Genomic DNA, 20570 nt, shown 5'->3' on the forward strand with positions numbered 1-20570 from the left:
TTACTCCACTGGCGCGTCGTAGATCAGGTTCGGGGTACGGTCGTCCTTCAACGTGTAATGCCACCACTCAGGCGCGTAGTTCTCGAAGCCTGCTGCCGCCATCGCCTTGAGCAACCGCTGGCGGTTGGCGTGCTGGGCAGGCGTGGCACCCGACGCATCGGTATGCGCCAGCGGGTCGAAGAAGTCGAACTCGGTGCCCATGTCCAACGGCGCGCAGTCCTTGCCACCATGGCATTGCATCAGGGTGAGATCCACCGTTGCACCACGGCTATGACCGGACACCGGGGCGATGTACTCACCCAGCAGGGCAGACTTCGCCACCTTCGGGTAATGCACCGCGCGCGTGGACTGATCAGGATTGGAGGCCCAGCGGACAAAGGCGGCCACGGCTCGCGCCGGTCGGTAGCAATCGAAGATCCGCAAGCGCATGTCCTGCTTTCGCAAAGCATGCTCTACGCGTGCCAGTGCCTCGGCCGCCGGCCGCAACAGGAAACACTTCGGTGCACGGTAGCCGTCCACCACGACTCCGGTGAAGTTGTCGGAGCCTGCATAGTGAATCGCTTCGCTCATGTCCGGAACGAGACTGCGGACATCCACCAGGCCCGCTTCAGCGGCAGTCATGGCCGGCGAAAGCGCCGGGGGTGGTGCCGCCCATGCGGGCGCGACAACGATCATGCACACCAGCAAAGGCATGACTCGCCTGCACACCCTTCGCGCCGCCGTGGCCCTCATGGCCGTATAAGCCACGGGAACATCAACGCCGCGCGCAATCACCAACACGCTTGAACGCCAGGTCTTCGAAATCGTTACTGAAATCGCCATCGGGATCCACCTTGGTCAAGTGCATCACACCATCACTGCCGACATCGAGCCAGGGCTCGACATCAGCCTCCGGGTGATGCCATTGCACCAGGTCGCGCTTGCCCACGCGTTCGAGATGACCCTCCATCATGGGCGACCGTGCCGAGACGAAGCCGACCTTGCCGTCGGCGAGTGGACAGATCGAAACCTGGCCAAACCATGGGTCCTGCCACACGCCGATGTAGGCTGAGGCATCACCCACCGACACAGGTTTTCGGGACGACGTATCCGGCGCACGCGAGGCCTTTTCCGGCGCAGCGGCCGCCTGCTTCATCTGATCAGCAAAGTAGCCGACCGTGCGCTGCTCTCCCGGGGCGGTGAACTGCTTCATCAGCGCCTCGGCCAGCGCATCGCGCGCATCCTCGCCGCCACCGTTCATCAGGATCACGAATCCCGATTTCTCGTCGGGCAGCAGGCTTAGCGTGGAGTACATGCCCGCCAGCGTGCCTGTATGCGACACGCTCCACCGACCATCCACATCGGCCAGGCGCCAGCCGTAACCGTAGGCATAAAGATGGGTGTCGTCCCAGGCACGCTTGTGCCCGGATATCGGCATCGGCATCTGCGCCGACCACAAGGGTCGGCGCTGGTCGGCATCGAGCCATTTCAAATCAGCTGGCGTGGGATCAAGCCAGTTATCGGCCCAGCGCAGCATGTCGTCCAGGCTGCAGCGTACGCCGCCCGCCGCGGCCGACGTGATCGCAGGCACTTCAGGCCCATCGGCATGGATAAGTACGTTGGCGTCGTCCTTGCGGATATGCGGCTGGGCCACATTGCCTACGCCATCGCGACTGAAGGCGCCGACCTGGCAACGATCCATCCCCATGGGCTTGAACACCTCGCGCCGCAGCAGAGTTTCGTAAGGTGCGCCGCCGGCAGCGGATGCCACTTCGCCGGCAACGACGTACAGCAGGTTGTCGTAGGCGTAGCGCGAACGAAAGCTGTAGGCCGGTTTCAGGTAGGCGAGGCCCGCCAGGATGTCCTTGCGGGTGAAGTCGTTCGGCTCCGGCCACAACATGAGATCACCTGCGCCTGCGCGCATGCCGCTGTCGTGGATCAGCAGGTCGCGCACCTGGATCTCGCGCGTCACCCAGGGGTCGTACATCCTGAACTGCGGCAGGTACTTCGTCACCGGATCGTCCCAGTGCAGCTTTCCCGCCGCCACCAGCCGCGCCAGCATCGCGGTGGTCATGGCCTTGGAATTCGAGGCGATCTTGAACAGCGTGCCGGTATCCACCGCCTGCCCGGAGCCCACCACGCGCTCACCCGCGGCACGGCGAAACACCACCTGGCCGTGGTCGATCACGCCCACCGCCAACCCGGGTATGTGGAAACGCGCCACCGCCTCGTCGAACAAGCGGTCGTAGGGATGCGATACCTGCTGCACCTGGGCCCAGACGCGGAGGAGGTTGCCACCCCAGATCTTCCCGATGTCGGCCTCGCTGAAGCCGCGCGCGCGCAGCCCGGCGGTGACGTTGTGCGTCTGGGATGCATCCATCCAGCCGGTGATCTCGCCGCCGCCATCGAAGTCCGAGGCGATGCCCACGTGGTCGACGCCGGCCACTTTCACCATGTGCTGGATGTGGTCCAGGTAATCATCGAGCGTCGCCAGCGGGTGGTCCTTCTGGATCTGCCGCATGCCCTGGGCATAGGCGGGCAGGTAGTCGTGCTTCTCGCTGTCGTATTCCTTGTCGCCGGCACCCTTGGCCACTGCCGCCTGCATCTTCTTCTCGGCCGCCTCGCGGGCCGGATCGATCTTCAGGAATTCCTTGTAGGCCACGGCCTGAACCACACCACCCTTGTCGGCGATGGCCTTGAGCAGGTCGTCTGGAAGATTGCGCGGGTGGTTGGTGATGGCGCGCGAGGAGGAATGCGAGCCGATGATCGGCGCCGTGGACAGCGCCAGCACGTCGCGCACGCAGGCGTCGGAGGCGTGCGAGATGTCCACCATCATCCCCAGCTGGTTGGCCCGGCGCACCACCTGGCGGCCGAAGTCGGTGATGCCCAGGTTGTCGTCGGCCTTGTCGCCGAGTTTGGTGTCGGGCAGCGAACTGCCGCACAGGTCGTTGTTGCCCACATGCACCAGACCCAGATAGCGCGCACCCCGGGCGAAGGCGGCATCCAGGCGCTTGATGTCATGGCCTAGCGAATAACTGTTCTCGATGCCGATCATCGCCGAGAGCTTGCCCGCGGCATGGTTGGCGCGTACTTCTTCGGGCGTGCGTGCCATGCGGATGCGATCGGGATAGCGTTTGAGCATCAGGTCGATGGCATCGTATTTCTTCGCCGCCTGCGCCACGGCCTTGGCGTAGCCGGCGGTGGTCAGCGGTCCCTGCCCTACATAGATCACGAAGAAGGCGCCATCCAGGCCGCCGCGCTCCATCTTTCCCAGGTCGACCTTCAGCTGGGTGTCCTTACCCACGTCGAAGCGGGATTCGCGCATATACCCGAAGGGGATATCCACGTGGGTGTCGATGGTCAGCGGCTCGGTGGTCTGCGCCGTGGCCGCGCCTGCAGCGACGGCGAAGAGCCATAGGACATTGCGAAGGGTCTTCATCGAAACTGGCCACCTTTTCCGGTCCGGCGTCCATCGTCGCCGCAAGGGCAAAAAAAAGCGACCCGCAAGCCGCGGGTCGCGGGGGGAAGGCGCTTCCTCAGAAGTCCAGCGACAAGGTCAACTGACCGAATCGCGGGGACTGGAAGCGCTGGGGCTGGAGAAAGGTGGAGTTCAGTCCGCCGACCGACGTTTGCAGATCCTGGTCCACGCCCAGGGTGCGCTGCTGGTTGAACAGGTTGTACACGGCGAACTTCACCCGCAGGTAATTCTTCTCGGTCACCGGCAGGATGTAGGTCAGGCTGGCGCCAAGGTCGTACGTCCAGGGCGTGCGGTCCTTGCCGCGCGGCGAAAGCTGGTACACGCGATTCTCCGAATGCGGATCGTCGCAGTCGGACACGCAGATGAAATAGCTGTGGTACACCTGCGCGTCATACGGGTTACCCACGCCATAGCCGGTGATGGGACTGCCCGAAAGCACCACGAGGTCCGCGCCCAGTTGCCAGTTCGGGCTAATGGCGTAGGTGCCGCGGAACTTGAACTGATGGCGATGATCGTTGGGCAGGTATCCGCTGTTGAGATTCACGTACGGGTCGTCGAAATTCTCGGTACGGCCGGTGTCGTCGAAGTTGGTATCGGAATCGACCGGCCCCTCGGCATTGCCTCGGCTCCACGACAGCACATATGAAGCATTGAAGGCCCACTTGTCGTCCCAGGCACGGTCGATCTGGAATTCCAGCGAGCCGAAGCTGCGCTTGGGCTTCTTCCAGCCGCGCTGGCCCAGGTAGTTGCCTTCCGCGTCGTACATCGCCCAGCCTTCCTTGGACGTGTCCACCGTCAGGTAGCCGTCGGGCACGCCGTCGCAGTTGGTATCGCCGTACACCGTGACCTTGCTGCCAGGGTTGGCCATCACGTAACCGATGTACCCATCGCCGCCGCACTGGCGCGTGGCGCTGATCTCCATGTCGTCGATGGCGTTGTGCAGCTTGCGGTAGGTGCCGCTGACGCCCCACGACCACTTGTCGCTGATGGCCTGCTGGAAGCCCAGGATTGCCTCGTCCTGGTAGACCGAATCCATGTTCTTGTCCACTTCGGACCGCAGATCGCCCACCGTGCCGTCGCCCTGCGAGTCGTCCACGCCGCCAATCTGCGGACCGAGAATCGGTACCGCATAGGGCGAGCCGTTCCGCTCGAGGATCTGGTAGCCGTCGAAGCCGTAGTAGGTACGCTGGTCCAGCAGGCCGCCGGCCTGCTTGATGTTGATCACGTTGGCCACAGGCAGGTAGTAGCGGCCGAGGTTACCGAACACCTTGGTGGTGCCATCGCCCTTCAGGTCCCACGAGAAACCCAGCCGCGGCGCCACCATGTTGTCCATCTTGATGTAGCTGCGGCCCGCGGCATCCTTGTTGTCGAAGGCATCGCGACGCAGGCCCACATTGAGCAGGAAGTTGGGCGTAATCGACCAGTTGTCCTCCACGTAATAGGCGGAGTTGGTGGTTTCGAAGTTGCCGCTGAGCTCGTTGCGGCGCGCACGGACATAGGCGAAGTAGCCCGGGGGCACCACGCCGTCGTTCTCGATGGTGGAGCCTGGCGTGGTGGTGTAGATGTTGTAGTACAGCTGCCCGGGACCGGGATAGTGCTGCAGGAAGTCCGAGGTATCTACTTCATGGTCGTAACCGAAGCGCACAAGGTGCTCGCCGAGCGTCCATTCAAAGTCCGCCCGGGTCTGCTTGCGCTCGTCGTTGCGCTTTTGCACAGCGGTGCTTGGGCTACAACCCAACGGAACACCGGGGTCGGGAATCGCTGATACGGCGCGTACCGGGTTGCAATCGAAGTCGCTTTGAGCGCGGGTGAAGGCCTCGCGCTCGTTCTTGCCATACATCAGCTTCATCGACAGGTTGTTGAGCAGGTAGCTGGTGTAGGTAAGCGCCCAGTTGCGGCCGCCGGTGTCGCTGTACACCTCGTCATTCTTGGGACTGGTGGTATCGGCGTCGAAATCGTAGTTGTAGACCGAGCCGACGTTCTTGTCCTTGTCGGAGAACGCCATGAACTCCAGCAGGTTCTTGTCGTTGATGTGCCAGTCGATCTTGGTGCCCCAGAACCCGCTGTCGGTGTCGTTGGTGGTCAGCAGGGTGCCGCGGTCGTTGGTGTTCTGCGGGGTATAGCCGCGCGCTTCGTACATGGCGAAGAAGAACAGCTTGTCCTTGATGATCGGACCGGACGCGAACACGTTCATCTTGGTGCGCGAGTAGTGATCTTCGCTGGATGTGATGTATCGCCCGGTCGAATCGTAGTGATTGTTGGCCTGCGCCTGCCAAGCGCTTGGCTCGAAGGTCATCTCGGTGCCGGCCTTGAACTCATTGCTGCCCGACCGGGTCACCGCGTTCACCACGCCGCCAGTGGTGCGGCCGAACTCCACCGAGTAACCGCCGGTCTTGACCTGGAATTCCTGGTAGAAGGCAAACGGTGCCTCGGAGAACCCGTTGCGGTTGTAGAAATCGGTGACGTTCAATCCGTTGACGTAGAAGGAGTTCTCCGCCACCGACGAGCCGCCGAAGGAAATGCCGCCGAAGCCGGCGTTGCCCTTGTTCACGCCCGGCGCCAGCAGCGCCACGGCCTGCACGTTCTGGTCCACCGGCAACCGTGCCAGTTGCTCGCGGCTGATGTTGGTGGCCGATTCGGTGGAGGTCACGTCGATCGCCGACACCACGTTCGGCGCGGTCACCTGCACACCGGCAAGATCCACCGCTTCGTTCTTCTCACCCACATTGACCGTTGTCGCATTGCCCAGGCTTACCGTCACACCGACGGGCGAGCCCACGGGCTGGCCATCCTTGCTGCTTTCCAACTGGTAGTGGCCCACTGGCAGATAGGAAAACCGATAATTACCGTTGCTGTCGGCCGTGACCGAGCGCGTCAGGCCAGTGCTTGGATCGCGAACGGTGACCACCGCACCGGGACGGGTACGGCCGACCACCGAACCGTCGGTGTTGGCCGCGTGTACCGGTTGCCAGGCGGCCAGGCACAGGCCCACGGCGACACACAATACGCCACGGCGCAGGACTTGCCTGCCTTGCTTCATCTCCCACATCGTCCCCACTCCCCAGGCAAAGTTGTCTAAGTATTCAATCCTTCGCGGTCTTGCGATCCGCGTCTCCCGGCGCGGTCGTCACTTCCTGCCACTTGAAGTCGTAGTCCCACTGGTCGAAGTACACATTGCCGCCCGACCACTCCACTTCGCCGCGTTGCAGGTCCACGGTCTCGGAGCGGAAATGCTGCTTGGGTGGAACAAATGGCTGGCTGTAGTCGTCGTTGAAGGCGATGCGATAAGCATCCAGGCCACCGAGGTAGAACCATTCCAGTGCATCGTCGCCGGGTTTGGCATTGGCACCCGGAATCAGGCGACCGAAGGTGACGTCCATCGGCACCCAGCCATAAGGCGCGAAGTACACCTGCGCCCAGTCGTGGATGTTGTTGTAGCTACCGTCGGAGAACATCCAGCCCGACTGCCAGCGCGTCGGGATGCCGTTCAGGCGCAGCAAAGTCATCAGCAGCAGGGTCTGCTCCCCGCAGTCGCCATGACCGGCATGCAAGGTGTAATCGCTGATGTTGCTGATGGTGGAATACTCGCGGGCGCCGGCCCAGGGGATCTTGTCCACGGCGGCAAAGAGCTTCTGCGCGATGCGGTAGGGGTTCTTCTCATCGCCCACCACGCGGCGGGAAAACGCGCGCATGTCCGGGGTGAACACGATATGCGGCGCGCGTTCGGCAATGAAAGGAGCAAGTTCCGGCGTGATGTGTTCGCGCTTCACCCTGGCCGCATCGATGCTGTTGTAGCGCGCGTAGAGCGTGACCTCGTAGGTCACGGCAAAGACCGTGGGCTTGCCCGCTTGCGCCGGCTTTTCAAGATACGCGGTGCGCTGCAAGGCCGATTCGGGAGCGAGCTTCGCGCTGGCGGGCGTGCTGTCTACCAGCTGGACGTTTTCCTGCTGGCCGGGAATGGCGCGCGGGAACGGCACCCACGCGCGCACTGTTTGGCCGGCGGGCACGGCATCGGCGTCCACCGTGATCGTGTGCGTTACCCGTACACGGTGCGGAAGGACGCTGGTCGCATGGCTTGCGAGCGCTGCGGCACGCACCTTGCGGTGGTAGTCGTTGAGTACTTCGTTGGGACCGTCGACGATAGGCGTCTGTACCTTTCGCCTGGCCACGGCTTCCGGGCTCAAGCGAAACAGGTTGCCGGGCGAGCGTTTGAAGTACAGCGTGTTGCCGTCGATCACCTGTTTCTCGAACAGGCGGGCGGCATCGAACCGGGCGAACTCGGCGTCGGTAAGGTCCGGGATCTGCTTGCGGACACGTTGCTTCACCGCATCGGCATCAAGGGTGAAATCGATCAGGATGCGCCGCATGCGCTCGCGTTGGAATGTCAGGGCGTCGCGCGTGGGTGCATCCAGTGGACCCTTGGCCAGATCACCGTCGATCAGCGCCTGCGCCTGGTGGAAATGCCCGGCGTCGATCAGCGCGATGGCGCGGGTGACGTCGGCGTTTTCCTGCGCAGCGGCTGCGGTTCCGGCTATACCCAGCAGCAGGAACAGGCCGCCGGCCCGCAGGAAGCTGCGAACCCGCGCCGCGTGAAACCACCCAGGCCTGGTCATGTTCACCGATGGAATCCCTCTTCAAGCCGACGCCGCGCGCCGCCTCCCGAAAAGGCTGTGTAACATGCTTGCAAACCGCGGTCAATAATTTATGCTTCGGCCATACTGTATAGGAATAGATATTCCTAACTACCACCGTCCGCCGCGTAGCGCCGGGCCGAAAGGGGACTCATGATCCAGTCGGTGTGGCCGTACCTTGCCGTGATGCTGCTGGCCGCGGGCCTCTGGCCTGCCGTGGAACGGCGCAGCGGCTGGAAAATCTTCGAGGTGCTGCCGCCGATCGTGCTGACCTACCTCATGGTCACCGCACTTTCCGTGGCCGGGCTCTGGTCGGCCAGTGCCGAAATACATGCAGCCCAAGGCATGCTGGTGTCGCGCCTGGTGCCGGCGCTGCTCTTCCTGTTGATGATCAACTGCGACCTGCGCGCCATCATCGCGCTGGGTCCCCGCGTGTTGGCGGTGTTTTTCTCCACCTCCCTGTGCCTGTTCGCCGCCTTCGTCGCCACCTTCCTGGTGTTCCGCCACTGGCTGCCGGGCGACGCGTGGAAGCCGCTGGCCTCGTTAAGCGGCAGCTGGATGGGCGGCACGGCCAACATGATCGCGGTGAAGCAGGCCGTAGGCATGTCCGATACCTCGCTTGCCACCACCTTGCTTACCGATGCGCTTTGCTACTCGATGTGGGTCGTGGTGCTGTTTTCCGTTGCGCGGTTGGCGCCGGCCTTCAATCGCTGGACGCGCGCCACGTCCAGCGCCGACATGGCGGTGGCCGAAACGGTCGTACGAGGTCCAGCGCACTGGTCGGACATATTGATGTGGCTGGGCGGCGCCTTGCTGGTGGCTGCAGCGTCCGCCTGGCTTGGCGATCGCCTGCCTTTGTCGAGCATGGTGTCGTCCACCACCTGGACCATCCTGATCGCCACGGTGGCGGGCCTGGTAGCGGCACATACGCCGTTGGCCCGGCTTCCCGGCGCCGGCACGCTGTCCAGCGCGCTATTGATCAGCGTGGTGGCCGTGCTCGCTTCGCAAAGCAGCTTTGACGGGATTGCGGCGGCACCGGTGTATCTGTTGTGCGGGGTGTCGATCATTGCCATCCATGCGGTGTTGCTGTCGCTGCTTGCCCGGATGTTCCACTTCGACCTGTACCTGTGCGGCATCGCCTCACTGGCCCACATCGGCGGCGTGGCCGCCACGCCGGTGTTGGCCGCCACCTACTCGCGGTCGCTTGTGCCGGTGGGCGTCCTGCTGGCGCTGCTGGGCTATATCCTCGGTACCGGCTTTGGTCTGCTGGTGGCGTCGGTGTTGTCCAGGCTGGCTTTTTGAGGAGTCTTTAAGCTCATGCGAATGCTGAAAACCTGCCTCATTGCCGGCGTCCTGGCATTAGCCCTGGGCACGGGACCGCTTCATGCCCAGGCGCCTTTCAGCGTACCGCCATCGGGCGTGCTGGGCATGGACGACACCAAGCTTTCGCCTGACTTCTGGCTCGCGCACCTGGCTGATGCCGATCGCGTGGTGATGGATGCCGGGGCCATCGATGCACTGAACAAGAAGGTGCTGGCGCAGGATCCGTCGATGCACGACATCCGTGCGCTTGGCGGGAACCTGACAGGCGACCAGGTCAAAGGCTGGATCGTCAAGCTCGCCAAACAGCCGGACCGTCCGCTCTACGACATCCACGGCCAGGAAGTGCCCAAGGCCTCCATCGACGCCGTATTCGCCAACCGGGCGCTCGATAGCATTCCTGCCCAGGCGCCCACGCGTTTCGGCATGGCCGTGCGCCGCACCGCGCTACGCGGCGTGCCCACGGACATGCGCGTATTCAGCCATGCCGACGACACCGATATCGACCGCTTCCAGGAGAGCGCGCTTTTCCCGGGCGATCCGGTGGTGATCACCCACACCAGCGGTGATGGCCACTGGCTGTTCGTGGTAAGCCCGCGGTATGCGGCCTGGGCGTGGGCGCAGGACATCGCCGAAGGTCCCCGCGACGACGTCCTCACCCATGTCGATGCCACACCGTATCGCATCATTACCGGTGCCAAGCCACGCACGGTGTTCACGCCGGAAGCACCGGCCGTATCGGAGCTGCAACTGGATATGGGAACTCGCGTTCCCCTGGATACCAGGCTGCCTGCGGACCAGGCGGTAAACGGCCAGGGACCGTACACCTCATGGGTACTCAGCTTGCCCGTGCGCAAAGATGACGGATCGCTTGCCTTCGCCCCTGCCCTGTTGCAACGGAACCAGGAAAGCAGCGCCGATTACCTGCTGCTTACCCGCGCCAACATCATTCGCCAGGCCTTCAAGTTCCTCGGTGAGCGCTACGGCTGGGGACATGCCTTTGACGGCCGGGACTGCAGCGGCTTTGTTTCAGACGTATACCGCAGCATGGGCGTGCAGATGCCACGCAACACGCGCGACCAGAGCATCAGCCCCGGCCTTCAGCACACCGTATTCGGCCCGGCAGACAAGCACGACGCGCGGGTGAAGGCGGTGCTTGCCATGGACGTGGGCGACCTGATCTACATCCCCGGCCACGTGATGATGGTGATCGGCAAGGTCGACGGCCAGCCGTACGTGATCCACGACGTATCGGGCATGAGCTACGTGCAAGCCGATGGCAGCATGCGGCGGGTGAAGCTCAACGCGGTATCGGTTACGCCGCTGTTGCCGATGATGGCCAATGCGAAGGAATCCTTCGTCGACCACATGACCAGCATCGTGCGCATCCGGCCATGATCGAAAATCCCTCTTCCAAGAATAACGAGACGAAGACGTCCCCATGAAAATCACCGACATCCAGTTCGGCATGCTTCGTGTGCCATTGAAGACACCGTTCAAGACGGCGCTGCGCACGGTCAAGAGCATCGAAGACATCGTGATCATGGTGAACACCGATACCGGCCACGTTGGTTACGGCGAGGCTCCGGCAACGGCCGTCATCACCGGTGACACCCATGGTTCGATCATCGACGCCATCCGCCATTACATCGCGCCGCGCCTGATGGGCCAGGACGTGGCCGACCTCAACCACCTCACCCAGCTGATCCAGGGTGCGATGGAAAAGAACTCCAGCGCCAAGGCGGCGGTGGAGATCGCCATCTACGACCTCTGGGGCCAGCTTTACGGCGCGCCGCTGTACAAACTACTGGGCGGCGGCGACCCGGCGATCACCACCGACATCACCATCAGCGTGGACTACATCGACAAGATGGTGGCCGACTCCATCGCCGCGGTGGACCGGGGCTTCGAGTCGCTGAAGATCAAGGTGGGCAAGGATATCGGCGTGGACATCGAGCGCGTGCGCGCCATCTACGCGGCGGTCGAGAACCGCGCCCTGCTGCGCCTTGACGCCAACCAGGGCTGGACGGCCAAGGAAGCGGTATTTGCCCTGAACACACTCGAAGACGCCGGCGTCCGCCTGGAACTGGTGGAGCAACCGGTGAAGGCACGCGACCTTGCCGGCATGCGCTATGTCACCGAGCGCGTGCACACGCCGATCATGGCCGATGAAAGCGTGTTCGGCCCGATGGAAGTGATCGAGCTGATCCGCATGCGCGCAGCCGACATCATCAATATCAAGCTGATGAAGACCGGTGGCATCTCCAACGCCATCCGCATCGCCGACATCGCCGGCATGTTCGGCGTGGAGTGCATGATCGGCTGCATGCTCGAAACCAGCATCAGCGTGGCGGCGGCCGTGCACGTGGCGGTGGCCCATGCCAACGTGATCACCAAGGTGGATCTCGACGGGCCGTCGCTTTGCCAGTACAACCCCGTGGACGGCGGGGTGATCTTCAACGAGTCGGAAATTTCCGTGACCGACGCACCCGGCCTTGGCATCCGCGAAATCCGCGGATTGGAACCGTGTCTCTGAAGGCCGCCCCATGTCGCCCCTGGTCAAGATCCGTTCCGAACGAGACCGCATGTCGGCGGTGGAGCGGCGTATTGCCGACTTCATCCTGGAGAACGCGCAGTTGCTGCGCGACTATTCCTCGCAGCAACTGGCCAACGCCCTGGGGATCAGCCAGTCGAGCGTGGTGAAGTTCACCCAGAAGCTCGGCTTCCGCGGCTACCCCGACCTTAAATTCTCGGTAGGGGAAACCATTGCCCGCAGCGAGAACGGCGATGGCGGGGCACCCTCCGCGCCGATACCTGCCAGCGAGGGATCCAGCGCTGTGGCGACGCTGTGGCGGCGGAAGACCGAAGCGGAAGAAGCCACCCGCCTGATCAACGCTCCCGAGTCGCTGGATGCCACCGTGGCCGCGCTCGCCCGGGCGGGCGCCAACGGACGCGTCTTCATCATCGGACTGGGCGAGGACGACCTTTACGCCCGGGGTTTCGCCCTGAAGCTTTCGCTGCTGGGCATCCTGGCCGTGCACAGTTTCGACGCCTCGCGCATGGCGTCCAACGTATCGGCCGCCAAACCCGGCGATGTGCTGTTGGTGTTCTCCGAGCACGGACGGCACCCGGCGCTGTACAAGATCGCCCGGTTCTTCCATGAGCGGCGTGGCCAGGTGGTGACTGTCACCCGGCATACCCTGAACCCTCTGCGCACGATAGCTGACATCGCACTGGTCGTGTCGGCCCACGACGAGCAGCCGCACGTGCAGTCGCTGGTGTACCAGTCGTCGCTGCAACACCTCCTGGATGGCCTGTTCATGCGTCTTTGCGAGGAAGACGACGATCGCCATGCGCAGCTGGTGGCCAACCTTGAGCGCATCGGCCAGATGCTCGAACCATGATCCGGAAGAGGCCTTCGCACATGCCACGATCGATGATCCAGCGAGCGGCGTTTCTTGCTACGGGCCTGCTTGCCACACTGGCGCCCGCGATCGCCGCCACTCGCCTGCCCTGGGCCAATGCACGGCAGATGGTGGTGGTCACGGTGCCGGGCTGGGACAGCACGCAGGGCCAGCTACGCACGTACGAACAACACGATGGCCACTGGCGTGAAATAGGCACGGCGGCAGCGGTGGTGATCGGCAAGGGCGCGGCCTGGGGCGTGGGCCTGAACGAGCAGCAGCCCGGCGGACCGACCAAGCACGAAGGCGATGGCCGCAGCCCGACGGGCGTGTTCCGCATCGGCCAAGCATTCGGCTATGCAGGCACGGCGGCCACCGCGATGCCGTACAGGGCGCTAAGCGCTACCGACTATTGCGTGGATGTCAGTGGCTCGCCGCTGTACAACCGCATCGTGGATGCACGGCAGGTTGGCGAGAAAGCCGTGGCCGGAGCCACCGAGGCCATGCGGCGTGACATCCACAATAACGGTGACCACGCCTACCGGCTGGGCTTCGTCATCGAGCACAATCCCGATGGCCGCATCGGCGCCGGCAGCTGCATCTTTGCCCACCTATGGAAAACCCCCAGCTCACCCACCGTGGGCTGCACGGCCATGGCCGACGGCACCATGGACCGTTTGCTCTCGTGGCTCAAACCCGAAGACAACCCGGTGATCGTGTTGCTTCCGGAAGCAGAATACACACGCCTGCGCATGGCATGGAGCCTTCCCGCACCGTGAGCACCACGATCGACGCCGATGTGATCGTCCTGGGTGCGGGCATGGCCGGAGCCTCGGTGGCCTGGTTCCTGGCGCCATATGCGCGCGTGCTGGTGCTCGAACGCGAAGCCTATGCCGGCATGCACTCAACCGGCCGGTCGGCGGCTCTGTTCTGCGAAACCTATGGGTCGGCGCAGGTGCGCGCACTCACCCGCGCCACGCGGCCGTTCCTGGACCACCCTCCGGCGGGCTTCGCCGCGCATCCGATCCTCACCCCGCGCGGTGCGTTGGTGATCGGAACGCGGGAGCAGTCCGACGACGTGCTGGCCCAATATGAAGAGAACCGTCCACTTACCCGCGTGGAGCTCATCGACGGCGATGCCGCGCGCGCCAGGGTACCGGTGCTGCGGCCGGAAGCCGCCGTGGTCGGCATGTTCGAACCGGGTGCGGCCGACATCGACGTGAACGAACTGCACCAGGGTTTCCTGCAAGGGATGAAGTCGCGCGGTGGCAGCCTTCGCATGGGCGTGTGCACGACCCATCTCGAGCGCAGCCGGGGCCACTGGCTGGTGACGGGGGATAACGATACCGTCTATCGCGCGCCTGTCCTGGTGAACGCCGCGGGTGCCTGGGCCGACGAGGTGGCGCGCCTGGCCGGTGTGTCGCCCATCGGGCTTCAACCCAAACGCCGCACGGCCTTCCTGTTCGATCCGCCACCGGGCGTCGACACGGCGACATGGCCGTTCGTCACCGGCGCTGCCGAAGACTTCTATTTCAAGCCCGACGCCGGCCTGCTGCTGGGCTCGCCCGCCAACACCGACCCCGTGCACCCGCATGACGTGCAACCGGAAGATTTCGACATCGCCGTGGGCATCGACCGCATCGAGCAAGCCACTACGATGACCATCCATCGACCCCGCCGCAGTTGGGCGGGCCTGCGCTCGTTCGTGGCCGATGGCGACCTGGTGGGCGGCTTCGACCCGCATGCGGAAGGTTTCTTCTGGCTGGCGGCCCAGGGCGGCTACGGCATCCAGACATCGGCCGCGATGGGCGAGGCCTGCGCGCACCTGGTGCTCCGGCGCGCACTGCCATCGAACCTGTCCGATGCCGGCATTGGCGAATCGATGCTTGCGCCCCGCCAGGCCGCCACCATCGGATAGCTGCCGACCCGCTCGTCCGCCTGTCCGTACGGTGTGTCCGCGGACACGCCGTATCGCCGTGGAATTCCCGGCGCATCAGTGCCTTAAACGTGGCACGCCGCTTGCTGACTTCATGGAGCGAGGCCTCGCGGAAACCGGGACGTTCCATGCTTGCCTACTACTTCCAGCTCGGGGTCATGAGCCTTCGGCGCAATCCCGTCCTCACCCTGCTAATGGTGGTGGTGATCGGCGTGGGCGTGGCCGCCTCCATGACCACCTATGCCGTGTTCCGGGCAACGTCAGCCGATCCGATCCCGGGAAAATCCTCCCAGCTGTTCATTGCGCACGTGGACAACTATGGGCCACACGGCAACGACGAGGGTGAACCGGTCAAGTGGAACACCTGGCGCGACGCGATGGCCCTGCAACAGGCCCACCAGGCGCCGCGCCAGAGCGCGCTCTATCCCATTGCCGTCTCCATCGAGAGCGAGGATCCGGCGCAGCTGGCGCAACTGGTGCGCGGCTATGCCGTCTTCACCGACATCTTCGCCATGTTCGACATGCGCTTCGTCTATGGCGGTACCTGGAGCGCGCAAGACGACGAAGCGCGCTCGCGCGTGGTGGTGATCGGCCGCGACGTCAACGACCGCGTCTTCGGCGGTGCCAACAGCGTGGGTCGCGAAATCGACCTGGACGGCAAGCGCTTCCGGGTGGTGGGCGTGGTCGAACGCTTCCAGGCCCGGCCGCGCTTCTTCGACCTGGACAACCGCTCCGGCTTCGGCGACATGGGTGATCTGTACATGCCCTTCAACCGCGCCATCGAAGACAGCCGCCAACCCGCCGGTGGCAACGTGTGCAACCGGCCATCGGAACCGGGCTTCCAGAACTTCGTGCGGTCCGAATGCGTGTTCGTAAGCTTCTGGGCCGAGCTTCCCGATGCTGCGGCGGTTTCCCGATACCGGAATTTCCTCCGCGATTACGCCGCGGGACAACAAAGCGCCGGCCGTTTCGGCTGGGCACCCAATGTGCGCTTGCGCAACGTCATGCAGTGGCTGGCGTACCGGCACGTGGTGCCGCCGGAGGCACGCATGAGCGTGGTGATCGCGCTGGCTTTCCTGGTGATCTGCCTGGTCAACACCATCGGCATCCTGCTGGCCAAGTTCATGCGGCGCGCCCCGGAGATCGGCGTGCGACGGGCGCTTGGCGCATCGCGCCGCGAGATCTACCTGCAATTCCTGATGGAAGCGGCAACGGTCGGCCTGGCCGGTGGCGTACTGGGTGTGGTGCTTACCGGGGTGGGCATGCTGGGCATCGGCCTGGTCTTCGAGCCTGCGATCGCGAAGCTCGCCCATCTTGACCTGTCGCTTTTGGCGCTGACGGTGGCCGTCGCCTTGCTGAGCACCGTGATCGCCGCGTTCTATCCCACCTGGCGCGCTGCCCAGGTGCAACCGGCATGGCAGTTGAAGTCGACCTGAAGGACATCCCAAGACCATGCTGCAGATCCGACCCATCATCCACGCCCTGCGCCGGCACAAGGCCGGCGCGATCCTTATCGGCCTGCAGATCGCGCTCACCCTCGCGGTGGTATGCAACGCGCTCTTCATCATCTCCTCGCGCATCGAGCGCATCTCGCGGCCCACGGGTGTTGCGGAGAGTGAACTGATGTATGTGCTCAACCGCTGGGTGGGCGATCCCGCGGAATTTCCCGCGCGGCAGGCGGCGGATCTGGCCGCATTGCGCAGCCTGCCCGGTGTCGCCGATGCCTACGCCACCAATGCCATGCCCGTGTCGGGCGATGCCTGGCAGAGCGGCGTGCGGATCAAGCCGGGCACGGATTACCTAGGCAGTGTGGCGGTGATGTTCGCCGACGATCATGCCCTGAACACCCTTGGCGTGCGCCTGTCCGAGGGAAGGAATTTCCGCCCTGACGAGATCGGTTCAATCGATGAGAACGGCAGCCCCGACGCTCCCACGGTGATGATCACCCGGGCCCTGGCCGAACGGTTATTTCCGGGCCAGCCGGCCACCGGGAAGATCATTTACCTGGGCAATGTCGATGCGAAGCCGAGCACCATCATCGGCGTCATCGATCGCCTGCAATCGCCTGGTACATCGGTCGATGAGAGCGGCAGCTGGAACGAAGTGGTGATGGTGCCTATGCACCTGGCCTGGTCGGGCGCCATGTTCGTGATCCGCGCACGCCCGGGCGAATTGCACACTTTGCTCAAGAGTGCACCGGCAGCGCTGAAAGAAATCAGCCGCCGCCGGATCATCGCCGAGCCCGATGGCGTCTCCACCTTCACGGACCTGCGCGAACGCGCCTACAGCAGCGACCGTGGCCTGGCCTGGATGATGGGTGGCATCTGCCTGGTGCTGCTGGGCGTGACCGCGGCCGGCATCGTCGGCCTCACCAGCTTCTGGGTAGGCCAGCGGCGCAAGCAGATCGGCGTGCGCCGCGCGCTGGGCGCCACCCGCCGCGACATCCTTACCTATTTCCTTACCGAGAACGCCTTGATCACCATCGGCGGCATCGTTGCCGGCGTGGTGCTGGCGGCCATTCTCAACGGCTGGATGATGGTCACCTTCGAAACGGCACGCCTGGCCGTGGGTTATGTGGTCGTGGGCGCGGCGGTGCTGCTGGTGCTGGGCCAGCTTGCCGTGCTGGCACCGGCCATGCGCGCCTCGCGCGTGCCGCCCGTGGAGGCGACACGCTCGATCTGACCGTTACAGCCAGCGCCCGAAGCGGCGGATGTAGAGCACCTTCATCAGTTGGGTGAGTACGCAGTAGCACAGCAGCGTCACTGCCAGGTAACCGAAGTACACGCCCGGCAGCGGCACCAGCCCGATCTTCGCGCCCAACAGCGAGAACGGCAGGTACATGCCCACCACCATGATCGCAGCCGTGAGCGCCAGCACGGGCGCCGCGGCAATGCTCTGCACGAACGGAATGCGCCGCGTGCGGATCATGTGCACCACCAGGGTCTGCGACAGCAGGCCCTCGATGAACCAGCCCGACTGGAACAGCGACTGGTGCTCCGGGCCATTGGCGCCGAACACGTGCCACATCAGCCAGAACGTGGTGATGTCGAAGATGGAGCTGACCGGGCCGATCCACACCATGAAGCGGCCGATGTCGCCGGCATCCCACTTGCGCGGCTTGCGCAGGTATTCCTCGTCCATGCGGTCGAAGGGGATGGCCAGCTGCGACAGGTCGTACAGCAGGTTCTGCACCAGGATCTGCAAGGGCAGCATCGGCAGGAACGGCAGGAACGCACTGGCCACCAGCACGCTGAACACGTTGCCGAAGTTCGAGCTGGCCGTCATCTTGATGTACTTCATGATGTTGCCGAAGGTGATCCTGCCTTCGATCACGCCTTCTTCGAGCACCATCAAATTCTTCTCAAGAAGAATGATGTCGGCCGACTCCTTGGCGATATCGGTCGCGGTATCCACCGAGATGCCCACGTCCGCCTCGCGCAGCGCAGGCGCGTCGTTGATGCCGTCGCCCAGGAACCCCACCGTGTGGCCCTGGCGCTGCAGCGACTTCACCACGCGCGCCTTCTGCAGCGGGGACATCTTGGCGAACACCGTGGTGCGGGCCACCATGGCATCGAGCGCTGCGTCGTCCAGCGCCTCGATGTCGCGGCCGAGCGCGGAATGCTCCACGTCCAGGCCCACTTCCGCGCAGATTTTCCGCGTCACCGCCTCGTTGTCGCCGGTGATCACCTTGACCGCCACGCCGTGATGGTTGAGCGCCTTGATCGCGGTGGCGGCCGAATCCTTCGGCGGATCCAGGAAAGCCAGGCAGCCCACGGCGGTGAGGCCGGTTTCGTCGGCCACGCTGTAGGGGCGGTTGTGTGCAGTGTGGTGGGCGACCGCCACCACCAGCACGCGCAGGCCGTCTTCATTGAGCTCGCGCGTCATCGCGCGGATCTCGCGGCGGCGCTCATCGGTAAGCTCGGTCACCTCGCCGCCGATGCTCGCGTGACTGCAGATGGAAAGCATTTCCTCCACCGCGCCCTTGCAGACCAAGAGGTGCTGGCCATCGTTGCCCGACACCACCACCGACATGCGCCGGCGCTGGAAGTCGAACGGGATCTCATCGACGATGTGGTAGCGCTCGGCGATGGGCTCCAGGTCACGGTGCGAAAGCACCGCCTTGTCCATCAGGTTTTTCAGCCCCGTCTGGAAGCGGCTGTTGAGATAGCCGAATTCCAGCGCCTCGTCCGATTCCTCGCCGTCCAGGTCCAGGTGGCGCTCCAGCACGATCTTGTCCAGGGTGAGCGTGCCCGTCTTGTCGGTGCACAGCACATCCATCGCGCCGAAGTTCTGGATCGCATTTAGGCGCTTGACCACCACCTTGCGGCGGCTCATGGCCAGCGCGCCCTTGCCCAGGTTCGCGGTGACGATCAAGGGCAGCATTTCGGGGGTAAGGCCCACCGCCACCGACAGGGCGAACATCGCGGCGTTGAGCCAGTCGTGCTTGTCCAGTCCGTTGATCACGAAAACGACGGGCACCATCACCGCCATGAAGCGCAGCAGCAGCCAGCTGACGCTCTTCACGCCGCGATCGAAGCTGGTCTGCACGCGCTGGCCGGACAGGCTGCGCGCCAGCGAACCTAGGTACGTGCGCTCGCCGGTAGCCACCACCACCGCCGTGGCCGTGCCGCTGACCACGTTGGTGCCCATGAAGCAGACGGTGGGCAGATCCAGTGGATTGCCGGTGTCGCCTTCGCCGGCGGCGGCGATCTTCTCCACCGGCAGCGACTCACCGGTGAGGATCGCCTGGCTGATGAAGAGATCCTTCGCGGTGAGCAGGCGCAGGTCCGCAGGCACCATGTCGCCGGCGCCCAGATGCACGATGTCGCCGGCCACCAGTTCTTCCACCGGCACTTCGATGCGCTCGGAATGGCCGTCTTCCGCCCGACGGGTGGCCGTGGCGGTATTGCGCACCATCGCCTTCAACTTTTCCGACGCCTGCGACGAGCGGAATTCCTGGGTGAAGCTCAATAGCACGCTGATGCTCACCATCACACCGATGATGATCGGCCCGGTGAGATCGTCTTCGGTGAACAGCTGGACGAAGGCCAGCACCAGCAGCACGATGATGAACGGGTTGTTGAACGCGCGCAGCAGCTGCAACGCCCAGTGCGGCGGCTTTTCGTGGGAAACACGGTTGGCACCGTCGCGATCCAGGCGCTCGGCGATGTCTTCCTCGCCCAGGCCCTTCAAGCTGGTATCGAGGGCCTGCAGCAGCTCGGCGTTGGGACGGAAGGCTTCCTGCGTGGCGGCGCTGCGGCCGGCGGGCGCGGCAGCCGTCGTGGTCTTCACATTCATGGGTTACGCATCCTGGTGCACCGCTTTAGCTTCGCACCGGGATGGTGTCGTCATAGGGACGACATTTTCCGGTCGAAAAGCGACGTTTCGATGAATCGGCGCGCGCCGTGCCCTGCATGGCCGGCGCGCTGGCTAGAAACGGGGTTCATCAGGCGTGGGTAGATCGCGGCGAGGCGAGCGTGTCGCCACGGGGACGCGGCACGGTGATCGTGCGGGGCTGCTGGACACGGCGGGCCGTGGCGCGGCGGCGCGCCAGGGCGAAAGCGAGGCGGCGGCCGAACATACGGGCGCCGGACAGATCGATGGTGAGCTTCATGGCCCATCTCCTCTTTCTATGCAGGTGCCCAAGGCACCCGCCAGGAGTGGGCCGGACCTTCCTAGACGCGGAAAGCGCCGGCCGACCGGGAGCGGTCGCCGAGGGCGTTCAAGTTGTTCGACGCCGGCATCCGAGGCACGCGGTTGCCGACGTAGCGACTAGGGGTGTCGTCCATAGCTCTTGGTGTGTTGAACACAGGCCCGGTGAG

General features: G+C 64.3%; 14 protein-coding genes. 8 read left to right on the forward strand and 6 right to left on the reverse strand.

Annotation, left to right across the window (positions count from 1 at the left end):
* The 4 genes from NDK18_RS08735 to NDK18_RS08755 all read right to left on the reverse strand — a co-directional run bounded on the left by NDK18_RS08735 (position 1) and on the right by NDK18_RS08755 (position 8070).
* On the reverse strand, positions 1-693 hold the full coding sequence (locus NDK18_RS08735) for a M15 family metallopeptidase (RefSeq protein WP_425600629.1): 693 nt from the start codon (positions 691-693) through the stop codon (positions 1-3).
* A gap of 61 nt (positions 694-754) precedes the next feature.
* Positions 755-3418, reverse strand: a complete 2664-nt coding sequence (locus NDK18_RS19410; RefSeq protein ID WP_345777074.1) for a membrane dipeptidase — start codon at positions 3416-3418, stop codon at positions 755-757.
* 97 nt (positions 3419-3515) lie between these two features.
* Positions 3516-6497: a TonB-dependent receptor gene (locus NDK18_RS08750; protein WP_250627544.1), complete on the reverse strand. Its 2982-nt coding sequence runs from the start codon at positions 6495-6497 to the stop codon at positions 3516-3518.
* 43 nt (positions 6498-6540) lie between these two features.
* The gene (locus NDK18_RS08755; RefSeq protein WP_250627545.1) at positions 6541-8070 is read right to left on the reverse strand and encodes a transglutaminase-like domain-containing protein; all 1530 of its coding nucleotides are present in this window, start codon (positions 8068-8070) and stop codon (positions 6541-6543) included.
* Between the two features lie 171 nt (positions 8071-8241).
* Between NDK18_RS08755 and NDK18_RS08760 the strand changes: the two genes are divergently transcribed.
* The 8 genes from NDK18_RS08760 to NDK18_RS08795 all read left to right on the forward strand — a co-directional run bounded on the left by NDK18_RS08760 (position 8242) and on the right by NDK18_RS08795 (position 17430).
* A complete protein-coding gene (locus tag NDK18_RS08760) occupies positions 8242-9390 on the forward strand; it encodes a DUF819 family protein (RefSeq protein ID WP_250624671.1) in 1149 nt (382 codons plus the stop codon).
* 15 nt (positions 9391-9405) lie between these two features.
* Entirely contained in the window at positions 9406-10806 is a 1401-nt protein-coding gene (locus NDK18_RS08765; RefSeq protein ID WP_345777075.1) for a C40 family peptidase, read from the forward strand.
* A 43-nt stretch (positions 10807-10849) separates the two neighbouring features.
* Complete coding sequence (locus NDK18_RS08770) at positions 10850-11944, forward strand: dipeptide epimerase (RefSeq protein ID WP_250624670.1); 1095 nt, start codon at positions 10850-10852, stop codon at positions 11942-11944.
* Between the two features lie 10 nt (positions 11945-11954).
* Positions 11955-12812, forward strand: coding sequence for a MurR/RpiR family transcriptional regulator (locus tag NDK18_RS08775; RefSeq protein WP_250624669.1), 858 nt, complete (start codon positions 11955-11957; stop codon positions 12810-12812).
* Positions 12813-12832: 20 nt separating this feature from the next.
* Positions 12833-13591: a L,D-transpeptidase family protein gene (locus NDK18_RS08780; RefSeq protein WP_250627546.1), complete on the forward strand. Its 759-nt coding sequence runs from the start codon at positions 12833-12835 to the stop codon at positions 13589-13591.
* Positions 13588-14730: an NAD(P)/FAD-dependent oxidoreductase gene (locus tag NDK18_RS08785; protein ID WP_250627547.1), complete on the forward strand. Its 1143-nt coding sequence runs from the start codon at positions 13588-13590 to the stop codon at positions 14728-14730. The genes NDK18_RS08780 and NDK18_RS08785 overlap by 4 nt, the downstream gene beginning before the upstream one ends.
* 146 nt (positions 14731-14876) lie before the next feature.
* The gene (locus NDK18_RS08790) at positions 14877-16184 is read left to right on the forward strand and encodes an ABC transporter permease (protein WP_250627548.1); all 1308 of its coding nucleotides are present in this window, start codon (positions 14877-14879) and stop codon (positions 16182-16184) included.
* Between the two features lie 16 nt (positions 16185-16200).
* Positions 16201-17430 carry an ABC transporter permease gene (locus NDK18_RS08795; protein WP_250627549.1) on the forward strand — a complete coding sequence of 410 codons (1230 nt, stop codon included), beginning with the start codon at positions 16201-16203 and terminating at the stop codon, positions 17428-17430.
* Positions 17431-17433: 3 nt separating this feature from the next.
* Here the strand turns inward: NDK18_RS08795 and mgtA are convergent, their stop codons facing one another.
* Both mgtA and NDK18_RS08805 read right to left on the reverse strand, forming a co-directional pair.
* Positions 17434-20046 (reverse strand): magnesium-translocating P-type ATPase, encoded by a 2613-nt coding sequence (gene mgtA, locus NDK18_RS08800; protein WP_250624664.1) that lies wholly within the window; start codon positions 20044-20046, stop codon positions 17434-17436.
* Positions 20047-20194: 148 nt separating this feature from the next.
* On the reverse strand, positions 20195-20362 hold the full coding sequence (locus NDK18_RS08805) for a hypothetical protein (RefSeq protein WP_250624663.1): 168 nt from the start codon (positions 20360-20362) through the stop codon (positions 20195-20197).
* Positions 20363-20570 lie beyond the last annotated feature (208 nt).

This window comes from Pinirhizobacter soli (assembly GCF_015905305.1).
Taxonomy (GTDB): Bacteria; Pseudomonadota; Gammaproteobacteria; order Xanthomonadales; family Rhodanobacteraceae; genus Pinirhizobacter; species Pinirhizobacter soli.